Raw genomic sequence first — 11,907 nt, 5'->3', positions numbered from 1 at the left:
CACGCTCTTGGCGTACTATGACCGGGGTCGGCGTCACCGTCGACAAGCGCTTCTTTCGCTTCTTTGTCAGGCGCTCCGGCGTCGGCGTGGACGCAGACACCGTCCACGCCATGGGCTTGCGCTCTCCGCGCGCACCGCCACCAAGCGTCTCCCCAAATTCCGTGAAAACGGGGGACACTGCTTCAACACCGACCAACGCGACTTCGTCGCCGTCTTCAGCCGTCAGCCCTGCACGAATTCGTAGGCCTGGGACACCAGGCCGTCACCGATCTTTCGTGTGTTGACCAGTTGCAGCGGCTTCTTGTCGCTGGTCTCGTCGAAGAGACGCTGGCCGGTTCCCAGCACGACCGGGAACACTGTCAGCCGCAGTTCATCGGCCAGGTTCTGTTCTATCAGTGTGCGCACCAGCTGATAGCTGGCATAGACCAGGATTTCCCCGTCCACTTTCCGCTTCAGCGCCGAAATCTCCTTTACCGCATCGCCATTGAGGACCGTGGTGTTGCTCCACTGAGGATGGTCGAGTGTCGAGGACACGACGTATTTGGGGATGCCGTTCATTCTGGCCGCCCACTTGCTGCCTACGCGGACGTCCATAAAGGGCGTCCGGGACGCGAACCACTCGAAGCTGCGCCTGCCCAGCAGCAGCGCCTCGGCACCCAGCACTTCCTCCGTCTCGTTGGCGGTCCAGTCTTCGAGGTCCTTGGCCCCTGCGGACTGGCGGAACCAGCCACCCAGCTCGAAGCCTTCCTGGCCGTCCGGATCCTGGACCACTCCATCGAGTGTGGCATTTGTGCTGATGACGATCTTTCCCATTTCGGTGCTCCTTTGACGATATTGTCGCTGGTGTAGACGCCGCGGCATCGCAAAAGGGGGCGCTCCGCGACCGCCCCTTTTGAGCCCTGGCCGGCGTCCATACAGTATGGAACTGCACAGAAGGAGGCGTGGCGTTGGCGAGAACGGACCTGATGTCGAGGGCGCGGAGCGGCGACGGCGAGGCATTCCGGGCACTGACCGAGCCGCATCGTCGCGAGCTGCAGGTGCACTGCTACCGGATGCTCGGATCGTTTCAGGATGCCGAGGACGCTCTCCAGGACACGATGCTCGCTGCCTGGCGAGGTCTCGAACGTTTCGACGGACGTGCCTCGCTTCGCACCTGGCTGTACCGCATCGCCACCAACCGCTGCCTCGACGTGCTGCGCTCCGCTCGCCGACGTCCTGCAAAGCAGTGGGATATCCCGGGTATCGAACCGCCCGAACCCACTGGACTCGGCGAAATTCCCTGGCTCGAGCCCTATCCCGACGCCCTTCTGGACGGCGCGATCAGCGTGCCGCTCGGTCCGGAGGCGCGCTACGAGCAGACCGAATCCATTTCCCTGGCCTTTGTGACCGCCCTGCAGATCCTGCCGCCTCGCCAGCTCGCCGTCCTCATCCTGCGCGATGTCCTTGGATTCCACGCGCACGAGGTCGCCGACATGCTGGACACGTCAGTTGAATCGGTCAAAAGCGCTCTCAAACGCGCGCGTGCGGGAATGCAGCGCCGACTGCCGGTAACCACTGACCGAGAGCCGCCGCCAGCCGGCAACTCACCTGGCGAGGACGCGATCGTGGCGAAGTTCGTCAGCGCCTACGAATCCGCCGACATCGATGCGATGGTGGCTCTGTTGACCGACGACGTCTTCCTGTCGATGCCGCCGGTGCCGCTGGAATATCGGGGCCGAGACATTGTGGCCCGCTTCTTTGCCCCCATCTTCGGCTCGGGACGGAGATACGAACTGGTGCCGACGCGCGCCAATTGTCAGCCGGCATTCGGCGTCTACCGGCATACCCCCACAGGTATCCACGGTTCAGGCCTCTTCGTGCTGGCTCTCGCCGGCGACAGAGTCTGCGCCATGACCGCCTTCGAAAAGACGGTCCTGCCCAAATTCGGCCTGCCGCAATCCCTCCCGGGTGCACAGTAGATCGCCTTCGGCCTGACCGCAGAACCGCTCAGGGCTTCCCATCGCCGCGATGAGGCGGAAATCGGCCAGGGGACGAAGGTCACCTTTGGACCAAGCCGACAAGTCACGCGGGCACTCCCTGGATTCCAGCTCGGTCCGCCTATCCCCGCTTTTCAATCACCGCATACAGGACGTTGCGGTTCTCGCCGAAGAACACCTTGGCCTCCACCGCGTTGCGGTCGACGCTGGCGTTGACGATGTTCCACATGTCGACCTCCGAGCGCAGCAGCAGCACCCAGTCCATGAAGGTTTCCCGGTAGCCGGCGTCAGGGGTGCCCTCGGCGTAGTTGGCGAACAGGAATGTGCCGTTCGGCTTCAGCATCTGCAGGCAGGTCTTGGTGAGTTTCACGGCGACATTGTGCTGGAGGTAGTCGTAGAGGCCCGAGGCGTAGATGAGATCGAACTTGCCGAGCTTGTGGCCCCGCGTCAGCACGGTCCGCACCGAGCCGTCGATGGCCTCGACCGCGGTGCCTTGGAAGTCGCGTGCGATCAGCCCGACGCTTTGCGGGTCCTGGTCGAGCGCGACCCAGCGCTTGAGACCGCCCTCGGCCAAGGCGACGGAGCGGTTGGCTTCGCGCAGATGGCCTGCGGCGATGGCGAGCACCTCGGTTTCGGGTCCGTTCTTGGCCGCCGTCTCGTCGACATAGCGGGTCAGGAGATTACGCCGTTCGCGTGCCGCCACGCATGACGGAACGTTCTGGGTATGGCTGTAAAGCGCCTTGCCGATCTCCGAGGCGCTGGCCACGCTCTCGGCCACGTGCGGGTCGCAATAGATGTAGTCGAGCAGCTGCGCGTCGCCGGAATAGCCCCTGGGCTTGGTGAACGACCAGTGCGTCAGCGGATCCTGGAGAAAATACTCCAGGATCGGGTGGTTCTGCGCCACCGGTATCAAGGCCTGCCAGACGTCCGAATGCACCTTGGCCCGCAACCCGCTGAGCATCGACAACAGCCGGCGAACGATCTCGGCGGGATACTTTTGCTGCTCGATCTGCTGCTGTGTGGCGTGGAGGATCAGTGCCAGTTCCGCGCGGGCGGTTTCGAACTCTTCGCCATGATGCTTGAGCTTACCTCGGCGCAGACTGTCGGCGATGATTTCTGCGGTAATCAGGCTTTGGCCATCAAACACGGTTTGCACACCAGGACTCCTTGGTTAACAGTCAGTTAACTTATTGCGTAGAATGCTCCATTTGCCAACGGCGCTTCGGACGCATTTTATTGTTATGATTAATTTCCCGCTAACCATCTCAATTTATTAGCGATCTTGCAGATAAGATTCTGGGTTCGAGTTAACGCAAACTTGTCTGGCGCCATCGCATTTTACCGCGTGGCAATCGTGTCGCGTCCCAAGGAGTCGTCCTGCGTGGGGGCAGAAGCTGGAAAAGAGTTCGGAGCGCAAAATCCCCCAACACTGGGATTTGTGAGCGAACGCGCGTCGTCCAGATCGGCCGATACGGTTGATGTGGAGCCGTATGATCCGCGCCAGGAACTGGGGGCGGCGGAACTGCGCATCCTTTACCGCGCCGAAGCCCTGGCGAAGCGACGGAAAGACGCCAGGCCTGGGCTCTGGATCGCCGTCGTCATCTACGTGCTGTTTTCGGTATCGGACCTGCTGCTGATACCTGACGTGGCGGCCTACACGATCACGGCGCGCTTCGCGGTCGGATTGGCCGCTCTGCTGACCCTGGAAGCACAGCTTCGCCGGGGCGTGGCGACGGAGTGGCTCGACGTGACCTGCGCCGCGGCGATCATCTTCGGCTATGTCGGCTGGTTGTTCCCGGCATCCCTGGGCGCCAACAAGGAAACCGTTGCCTACTACATGGTGTTCGGCACCATTTTCATGATGAGTGCCAATCTATTTTTCACGTTCAGCTTCAAAGTGTCGATCATAACGTCGACGATCATATTGTGCATCCTGTACGTGGTGAACTATTTCCTGCCCGCCTCGCTGACATACAAGATGGTGTTCGGGACGTTCTATGTTTCGTGCTTCACCTTCACCTCCTATGTGAACTGGAAGCTGAATGAGGAGCGCTACAACGTCTTCCTGAACGCGCTGGAAGCCAAGATCCAGCACAAGGAGGCCACCGAACGCGGCAAGGCCCTGCTCAGACTGTCGCGGACGGATCCGCTCACCGGCCTGGAAAACCGGCGCGCGATCGACGAGAAGCTGCGCGATTACTGGAGCGACTGGCAGAAGCTTGGCAACGGCTTCGCGGCCATCCTCATCGATGTCGACTTCTTCAAGAAGTTCAACGACTGCTACGGCCACCAGGAAGGCGACCGCTGCCTGATCCATGTCGCCAACGCGCTGAGCGACCTGATCAGGGACTACAATGGCTCGATCGGGCGTTATGGCGGCGAGGAATTCATCGTGCTCGCCCGCATGGACAAGAAGGACCAGGTCGCGGAACTGGCGGAAGCCATTTGCCGCACGGTGGAGACCCTGGCGATCACCCATGAGTTGCGGCGCGACGGTATTTCGATCGTGACGGCGAGCGTGGGTGCTGCGTTCACCAGGACGCAGGCCGGCGCCAAGCTGGAGAAGATCATCCACGAGGCGGATCGCGCGCTCTATCTGGCGAAGGCCAGCGGCCGCAATTGTGCCAGGCTGTTCGACCCGACCGATCCGCAGAGCAGCGACGAGAGCGAGAACCTCGCGGCGCTGCTGAAGATCGCGATCGGCCAGGGCCTCGTTTCACTCGTCTACCAGCCCATCCAGGATGTCGTGTCGGGCCGCGTCGAAGCGGTGGAGGCGCTGATGCGTCTCAAGATGCTGGACGGAACCCTGGTTCCACCGAGCCTGTTCATTCCCGTGGCGGAACGCACCGGCGCGATCCTGGAACTCGGCCGCTGGGCAATACGGACGGTGTGCACCGAGCTGCTGGCGGACGATCACGTCCCTCTCGTCAGTGTCAACGTCTCGCCGATCCAGCTCAAGACGCCTGGCTTCGCCGCGTCCGTCGCGACCATTCTGGGCGAGACGGGCGTGACCGGCAACAGGCTGGCCTTCGAGATCACCGAAGGTCTCGAGATGGAGATGCACTCGGACATCCTGCGCTGCATCAGCGACCTGAAGCTGCTTGGCATCAAGATCTGGCTCGACGATTTCGGCACCGGCTTCGCCGGCCTTTCGTGGCTGCGTCTGATCGATTTCGACACGGTGAAGATCGACCGCTCGTTCCTGCACGATTGCGGCACGCCGAAAGGCATGGCCATGCTGCAGGACATCATCGCGCTGGTGCGCAATCGCGGCCACCAGATCCTGGTCGAAGGCGTGGAAACCGACGAGCAGATCGCGCTGATGCGCGAGTTCGGCATCGACAGGATCCAGGGTTTTCGCGTTGGCCGTCCGGTTCCTGCCGCGAGCTTCCAGGCAAGGCGGGGCGTCCAGAAGCGTCCGTTCCTCAGGTCCGCATAACAGAGGCGGGCGAACTCACCCCAGCAGATTGCGCGCCGTGCGCATGAAGATCCTCGAGCCGATCGGGATCAGGTCGTCGGGAAAATCATAGTCGGGATTGTGCAGGGAAGGGTGCCGTTCGCCGGCACCGAGGAAGAACATCGCCGATGAGGCGCTGTGGCCGAACAGGCCGAAATCTTCCGAGGCGCGCATCGGCAGGGCTTCCTGCCCATGCACGACGCCTTCCTCGTCGAGCGCGCGTTGCAGGTGCTCCACCGCGTCCGGCGCGTTGACGCTGGCGACGAAGATCTCGTGATAATCCCAGCGTGCGGAGAGGCGATGGCGGGCCGCGATCTCGGTGACCAGCGCTTGCGCCGCGGCGCACAGATCCGCCATGCGCTCGTCGCGGCGGGTGCGCAGCGTCGCCCACACCTCGGCATGCGCGGGCGCGATGCCGAACACGGCTTCGCCCATCGCGGCATGGGTGACGGTGACCATGGAAAAATCGTCGTCGGCGAAGGTGGCGCGGCCGAGCGCGGGCAGCGCCGGCATCAGCTCCGAGATCGCCGGCATCGGCGAAATGCCGGTCTCGGGCATGGAGGAATGCGCGGTCTTGCCCTCGAGCACGATGCGCATGCCGCGCGAGGCGCAGTTGACCACGCCGGGCTTGAGCCTGACCTCGCCGAACGGCACGCCGGGCAGGTTGTGCAGCGAGAAGGCGAAATCCGGCGCGATCTCGCCATAACGCGGATCGGCGACGACGCCGGCAGCACCATTGCCGGTCTCTTCCGCCGGTTGGAACATCAGCACGACGCGGCCGCTGGCCGGGCGCTCGCGCCCGAGCTGGCGGCCAAGGGCGGCCAGGATCGCGGTGTGCCCGTCATGGCCGCACATATGCGACTTCCCCGGCACTTGCGAGGCATGCGGCACGCCGGAAAGTTCCTCGATCGGCAGCGCGTCGAGTTCGGAGCGGAACAGCACGGTCGGCCCGGCCTTGCCGCTGTCGTAGACGGCCGCCACGCCATGCCCGCCGAGGCCGGTCAGGACCTTGTCCGGCCCGGTGTCGGCGAGGAAGGAGACGACTTCCTTCGCGGTCTTTTCCTCCTCATTGGAGATTTCCGGCTGCCGGTGCAGCTTGCGCCGCCATTCGGTCAGCTCGACGATATCCCGGTTGGTCAGGGTCATGCGTTTGCGCCTCCGTTTGTTCCGATCGGCACAGTGTCGCAAACGCCGCTAGCGCACGCGATTGGGGCAGAGCGCTTTGAACTGGTCCAGCGTCACATCGTATGACGAGGCGCCGGAGCCATCGAGCACCACATTGTCATCGATCGATGTGATCAGGTAATCCGTGGTCACCTCACTGCCCTTGTTGCGGCCCTGGAACAGCATGTTGCCGCCATAGAAAGTGGTGAATTTGCCGGTCTTGCAGTTGGCGGTGATCTCGAAATGCAGCGGCGACTTCATTTCCGCGTCTATGCACTCCTGGGAGAAATCGTGGCCATATTCGCGGCAGTAGACGCCGGCCTTCTGCCTGTTGTGCTTGGCCAGGATGCTGGCGTGCTCGGAGCCGATGCCCGACCTTTTGACGATGGTGAGTTCCATTCCCACCTTGTTGCCGTAGTAGATGGTCCTGGCTTCGGCGGAGGTGGCCAGTAGCAGGGCGGGAAGCACGAGCAGAAGACGTCGCATGAAAAATCCTCCCTTTGGCCGGGAGGATTTCACGCACGCGATCGCACGGTCAAGGCCCTCGACGCACAACCGCCGCCGATGGGCATGTCATCGGCGGCGGCGCTACGCAGTTTCTGGACTGGCCTTACTGATTGATCTCCGGCTCGACCAGCTTTGCCAGGTTCCGCAGCGACTCCTGCCAGCCGAGATAGCAGGCCTCGACCGGGATGACGTCGGGAATGCCGGCCTGGGTGATGTCGATCTCGGTGCCGACCGACACCTTTTTCAGGATCACGGTCACCTGGATCTCGCCGGGCAAATTGGGGTCGTCGAACCTGTCGGTGTAGCGCAGGCGCTCGCCCGGGACGAGTTCGAGATATTCGCCGCCGAAGGCATGGCTGCCGCCGGTGGTGAAGTTGCGGAACGACATCTTGAACGTGCCTCCGACCTTGGCCTCGAGATGATCGACCGTGCAGGTGAAGCCGTTAGGCGGAAGCCATTTGGCCAGCGCGTCGGCTTCGACGAAGGCGCGATAGACCTTTTGCGGGCTGGTGGTGAGAACGCGGTGCAAACGTACGGTACCGGGCATATCGTGTCCTTTCATGATGCCAGTTCGATGTCCCAAGGACGAACGGGGCTTGACCGATCCGACACGGGCTCGCAAATTTTTCGAGAACCCGGCCACGGGCCTGTCACGAAGGCGTAGGGCAAAACAGGTCTATTTGGGACTCGATTTTACGGTGGCTGGACCAATCGTCGCAAACGACGAACCCGATAGCCATTATGAGGAGAGTGTTTATAACGGTCGCTGAAATCGCGATATCCAAGGGGAGACGATGCGCTACATACGTCCGCTTTCAATCGAAGATGCCGTCGGCCAATTGGCCGGATCGGCTGGCATATCAGCCATTCTGGCCGGAGGCAGTGACCTCCTTGTGAGGATGAAGGGGGGCTTCGTCGAGCCCGACCTGATCGTCGACATCAAGTCGATCGCCGGCTTGAGCGACATCCGCGAAACCGCCGACGGCTTCAGCATTGGTGCTGCCGTTCCCTGCGCCGTGCTGGGCGAGAATGCGGCCCTGAAGAAATCATGGCCGGGCGTCGTCGAGGCGGCCAAGCTGATCGGCTCCAAGCAGGTGCAGGGTCGCTGCACCATCACCGGCAATCTGTGCAACGCCTCGCCGGCCGCCGACAGCGTGCCGGCATTGGTGGCCGCGGGCGCCAAGGCGGTGATTGCCGGACCCTCGGGCAAGCGCACCATTGCCGTTGAGGCCGTGCCGACCGCGCCGGGCAAGACCTCGCTCGCCAAGGGCGAGATCATCGAGGCGATCCTGCTCGACAAGCGCTCGCCGCGCTCGGGCGATGCCTATCTGCGCTTCATTCCGCGCACCGAGATGGACATCGCCGTGGTCAGCGCCGGGGTGAACCTGACGATCGACGAGCATGGCGTCGTCACAGCCGCCCGCGTGGCGCTGGGCGCGGCGGCACCGACCGTGCTGCTGGTCGAAGAGGCCGCCGAGGCGCTTATCGGCAGGAAGCTCGACGAGGCAGCTCTCGAGCGGCTGGCCAAAGTCTGCGCCGGCGCCTGCCGCCCCATCGACGACAAGCGCGGTACCATCGAATTCAGACGGAAAGTCGCGGGTGTGCTGGCCAGACGTGCCGCAACGACCGCCTACGCACGTGCAGGAGGCAAATAATGGCTGGCATTGCAGTCTCGACGACAATCAACGGCGACAATATCGAATATCTCTGCCAGCCTGACGAGACGCTGCTCGACGTGCTGCGCGACCGGCTCGGCCTGACCGGCGCCAAGGAAGGCTGCGGCACCGGCGATTGCGGCGCCTGCAGCGTCATCCTCGACGACCGGCTGGTCTGCTCATGCCTGGTGCTTGGCGCCGAGGCCGAAGGCCGGCGCATCGAGACCGTCGAAGGCATGGCGCATGGCGACCAGCTGCATACGCTGCAGCAGAAATTCCTCGAGCACGCGGCGCTGCAATGCGGCATCTGCACGCCTGGTTTTTTGATCGCGGCGAAGGATCTGCTGGCGAAAAACCCCGACCCGACCGAGGAGGAAATCCGCTTCGGTCTCGCCGGGAACCTCTGCCGCTGCACCGGCTATGACAAGATCGTGCGCGCCGTCCAGGACGCCGCAATTGTGATGAAGGGAGCCTGAAGATGAATTTCGATCCGCGTTTTTCCGGGCGTAAATTCGCATCCGTCGGCACGCGCCCCATCCGCCCCGACGGCGTCGACAAGGTGACGGGCCGCGCCCGCTATGGCGCCGACTTCAACATGGCCGGCCAGCTGGTCGGGCGCGTGCTGCGCAGCCCGCATGCGCATGCGAAAATCCTCAAGATCGACATTTCGAAGGCGGAAAAGCTGAACGGCGTGAAGGCGGTGATCACGGCGAAAGACCTGCCCGACCTCACCGATGGCGATGCCGCCATGTACGACATCCTCGACAATTGCATGGCGCGCACCAAGGCGCTCTATGACGGCCATGCGGTGGCCGCGGTCGCGGCGATAGATGCCCGCACGGCAAGGCAAGCGCTGAAGCTGATCGAGGTCGAGTACGAAATCCTGCCGCATGTCACCGATGTCGACGAGGCGATGCAGTACCACGCGCCGCTGATCAACGACACGATCTTCACCGAGGGGCTGGAGGAAAAGCCGGTAAAGCCCTCCAACGTCACCAAGCGCAGCCAGTTCGGCCACGGCGATGTCCATCAGGGTTTCGGCCACGCCGATTTCATCGTCGAGCGCTCCTTCAAGACCGAGCAGACGCACCAGGGCTATATCGAGCCGCATGCCTGCGTGGCGAGCGTCTCGTCCGACGGCACCGCTGAGCTCTGGGTCTGCACGCAGGGCCATTTCGTCTATCGCCAGCATTGCGCCCAGCTGCTCGGCATGGAAGCCTCGAAGCTGCGCGTCACCTCGTCCGAGATCGGCGGCGGCTTCGGCGGCAAGACCCATGTCTGGGCCGAGCCGGTGGCGCTTGCCCTGTCGCGCAAGGCAGGCCGGCCGGTGAAGCTTGTCATGACCCGCGACGAGGTCTTTCGCGCCTCGGGTCCGACCAGCGCCACCTCGATCGACGTCAAGATCGGCGCCCGCAAGGACGGCACCATCACCGCGGCGGAAGCGACGCTGCGCTACAGCGCCGGCCCCTATGCCGGCTCCTGGGCCGAGATCGGCGCCATGACGGCCTTCGCCTGCTACAAGCTCGATAACGTCAAGACCGTCGGCTACGAAGTGCTGGTCAACCGGCCCAAGACGGCGGCCTATCGTGCGCCGTCGGCGCCGATGGCGGCCTTCGCGGTGGAAAGTGCTGTCGACGAGCTCGCCAAGGAGCTCGGCATGGATCCGGTCGACTTCCGCATCAAGAACGCCGCGCAGGAAGGCACGCGCTCGTCCTACGGCCCGGTCTATGGCCCGATCGGCATCGGCCCGACGCTGGAGGCGGTGAAGCACCATCCGCACATGAAGGCGCCGCTCAAAAAGAACCAGGGCAGGGGCATGGCCTGCGGCTTCTGGTTCAATTTCGGCGGCCAGACCTGCGTGGACCTCAACATCGGCATGGACGGCTCGGTGTCGCTCGCCGTCGGCACGGTGGACGTGGGCGGCTCGCGCGCGTCGCTGTCGCTGGTGGCGGCGGAGGAACTCGGCATCGACTACAGCCAGCTCAAGGCGATCGTCGCTGACACGTCCTCCCTCGGTTACAACGACATGACCGACGGCAGCCGCGGCACCTTCTCCTCCTCCATGGCGACCATCTCGGCCGCCCGCAACGCGATAAAAATCCTGCGCGAGCGCGCCGCGCAGATGTGGGACATTTCCGTCGACGACGTGATCTGGGAGCAGGGCCATGCGGTCGCCAAGCGCGAGAAGCACGGCAATCTCGGCAAGCTGTCGCTGAAGGAGATCGCGGCCCAGTCCGGCAAGACCGGCGGGCCGATCGCCGGCCACAGCGAGCTCGTCGCCGACGGCGCCGGCGTCTCCTTCGCCACCCATATATGCGACATCGAGGTCGACCCCGAGACCGGCTCGACCCGGGTGATCCGCTACACGGTGGTGCAGGATGCCGGCAAGGCGGTGCACCCGACCTATGTCGAGGGCCAGTACCAGGGCGGTGCCGCGCAAGGCATCGGCTGGGCGCTCAACGAGGAGTATATTTACGGCAAGGACGGTCGGCTGCAGAACGCCGGCTTCCTCGACTACCGCATCCCGGTGTGCTCCGACCTGCCGATGATCGACACGCAGATCCTGGAAATCCCCAACCCCAACCACCCCTATGGCGTGCGCGGCGTCGGCGAAACCTCGATCGTGCCGCCGCTGGCGGCGATCGCCAACGCGGTGTCGAACGCCGCCGGCGTGCGCATGACCCACATCCCGATGTCGCCGCCGCGCATCCTGGCGGCGATCGAGGCGGAACGGGGAGAATAGGGCGAAAGCTAGGGGTAAGGTGTGTTGAGATTCAGGTCAGGCCGAGCCGAAAGTGGCGGGTTCCGAGAACCGGAGCGGAGCGTACTTGAAGTACGTGAGCACCGGAAGCGCAGGAACCTGCCATTTGCAGGCCGGCCTCACCTGAATATCAGCACACCATAGCGGCGATGGTCGAAGTCACCCTTTGGGGCCCGCTCGGCCAGCTCGCCGGCGGCAAGAGCAAGGTCGAGGTCGAAGCCAAGGACATCAGGGAGCTGTTCAGGAAACTGGCTGAACGGTATCCCGGGTTTGAGCCATGGATCGATCGCGGCATTGCGGTGGCGATCGACGGGACGATCTATCGCGATACGTGGTCGAAGAAGCTGCCGGAGGGGGCGGAGATTTTTCTGCTGCCGAGGTTGGCGG

At 63.6% G+C, this 11,907-nt stretch carries 11 protein-coding genes; 6 read left to right on the top strand and 5 right to left on the bottom strand.

The features are described from left to right. Positions 1-222 precede the first annotated feature (222 nt). Complete coding sequence (locus D3242_RS27570; protein WP_038648557.1) at positions 223-813, bottom strand: dihydrofolate reductase family protein; 591 nt, start codon at positions 811-813, stop codon at positions 223-225. A gap of 134 nt (positions 814-947) precedes the next feature. On the opposite strand from D3242_RS27570, the gene D3242_RS27565 reads away from it, so the two are divergent. Then, complete coding sequence (locus D3242_RS27565; protein WP_120145550.1) at positions 948-1,958, top strand: sigma-70 family RNA polymerase sigma factor; 1,011 nt, start codon at positions 948-950, stop codon at positions 1,956-1,958. Between the two features lie 139 nt (positions 1,959-2,097). Here D3242_RS27565 and D3242_RS27560 read toward each other — a convergent pair whose 3' ends face one another. After that, entirely contained in the window at positions 2,098-3,132 is a 1,035-nt protein-coding gene (locus D3242_RS27560; protein WP_064985966.1) for a class I SAM-dependent methyltransferase, read from the bottom strand. A 282-nt stretch (positions 3,133-3,414) separates the two neighbouring features. Between D3242_RS27560 and D3242_RS27555 the strand changes: the two genes are divergently transcribed. Further along, complete coding sequence (locus D3242_RS27555) at positions 3,415-5,415, top strand: putative bifunctional diguanylate cyclase/phosphodiesterase (protein WP_051112836.1); 2,001 nt, start codon at positions 3,415-3,417, stop codon at positions 5,413-5,415. Positions 5,416-5,430: 15 nt separating this feature from the next. On the opposite strand, the gene D3242_RS27550 is transcribed toward D3242_RS27555, so the two are convergent. From D3242_RS27550 to D3242_RS27540, 3 genes are all read right to left on the bottom strand, one after another. Then, complete coding sequence (locus tag D3242_RS27550; RefSeq protein ID WP_064985964.1) at positions 5,431-6,579, bottom strand: amidohydrolase; 1,149 nt, start codon at positions 6,577-6,579, stop codon at positions 5,431-5,433. Positions 6,580-6,627: 48 nt separating this feature from the next. After that, complete coding sequence (locus D3242_RS27545; protein WP_019859705.1) at positions 6,628-7,083, bottom strand: hypothetical protein; 456 nt, start codon at positions 7,081-7,083, stop codon at positions 6,628-6,630. 124 nt (positions 7,084-7,207) lie between these two features. Further along, on the bottom strand, positions 7,208-7,651 hold the full coding sequence (locus tag D3242_RS27540) for an SRPBCC family protein (RefSeq protein WP_038648550.1): 444 nt from the start codon (positions 7,649-7,651) through the stop codon (positions 7,208-7,210). Positions 7,652-7,898: 247 nt separating this feature from the next. Here D3242_RS27540 and D3242_RS27535 point away from each other — a divergent pair, with 247 nt between their 5' ends. The 4 genes from D3242_RS27535 to D3242_RS27520 form a co-directional block, all read left to right on the top strand. Then, positions 7,899-8,759, top strand: a complete 861-nt coding sequence (locus D3242_RS27535) for an FAD binding domain-containing protein (protein ID WP_064985962.1) — start codon at positions 7,899-7,901, stop codon at positions 8,757-8,759. Continuing rightward, positions 8,759-9,235 carry a (2Fe-2S)-binding protein gene (locus D3242_RS27530; protein ID WP_064985961.1) on the top strand — a complete coding sequence of 159 codons (477 nt, stop codon included), beginning with the start codon at positions 8,759-8,761 and terminating at the stop codon, positions 9,233-9,235. Before D3242_RS27535 ends, D3242_RS27530 begins: the two co-directional genes overlap by 1 nt. 2 nt (positions 9,236-9,237) lie before the next feature. Further along, a complete protein-coding gene (locus D3242_RS27525) occupies positions 9,238-11,502 on the top strand; it encodes a xanthine dehydrogenase family protein molybdopterin-binding subunit (RefSeq protein ID WP_064985959.1) in 2,265 nt (754 codons plus the stop codon). Between the two features lie 167 nt (positions 11,503-11,669). Then, positions 11,670-11,907 (top strand): MoaD/ThiS family protein (locus tag D3242_RS27520; protein ID WP_120145549.1); only part of this gene is annotated, 238 nt, incomplete at its 3' end.

Source organism: Mesorhizobium jarvisii (assembly GCF_003601985.1).
Lineage (GTDB): Bacteria > Pseudomonadota > Alphaproteobacteria > Rhizobiales > Rhizobiaceae > Mesorhizobium > Mesorhizobium jarvisii.
This window is presented reverse-complemented; position numbering and strand designations above follow the sequence as displayed.

Excerpts from the sequence above, each read along its gene's own strand:
- D3242_RS27570 (WP_038648557.1), bottom strand. The coding sequence starts at position 813 with ATGGGAAAGATCGTCATCAGCACAAATGCCACACTCGATGGAGTGGTC.
- D3242_RS27550 (WP_064985964.1), bottom strand. The coding sequence starts at position 6,579 with ATGACCCTGACCAACCGGGATATCGTCGAGCTGACCGAATGGCGGCGC.
- D3242_RS27545 (WP_019859705.1), bottom strand. The coding sequence starts at position 7,083 with ATGCGACGTCTTCTGCTCGTGCTTCCCGCCCTGCTACTGGCCACCTCC.
- D3242_RS27540 (WP_038648550.1), bottom strand. The coding sequence starts at position 7,651 with ATGCCCGGTACCGTACGTTTGCACCGCGTTCTCACCACCAGCCCGCAA.
- D3242_RS27535 (WP_064985962.1), top strand. The coding sequence starts at position 7,899 with ATGCGCTACATACGTCCGCTTTCAATCGAAGATGCCGTCGGCCAATTG.
- D3242_RS27530 (WP_064985961.1), top strand. The coding sequence starts at position 8,759 with ATGGCTGGCATTGCAGTCTCGACGACAATCAACGGCGACAATATCGAA.
- D3242_RS27525 (WP_064985959.1), top strand. The coding sequence starts at position 9,238 with ATGAATTTCGATCCGCGTTTTTCCGGGCGTAAATTCGCATCCGTCGGC.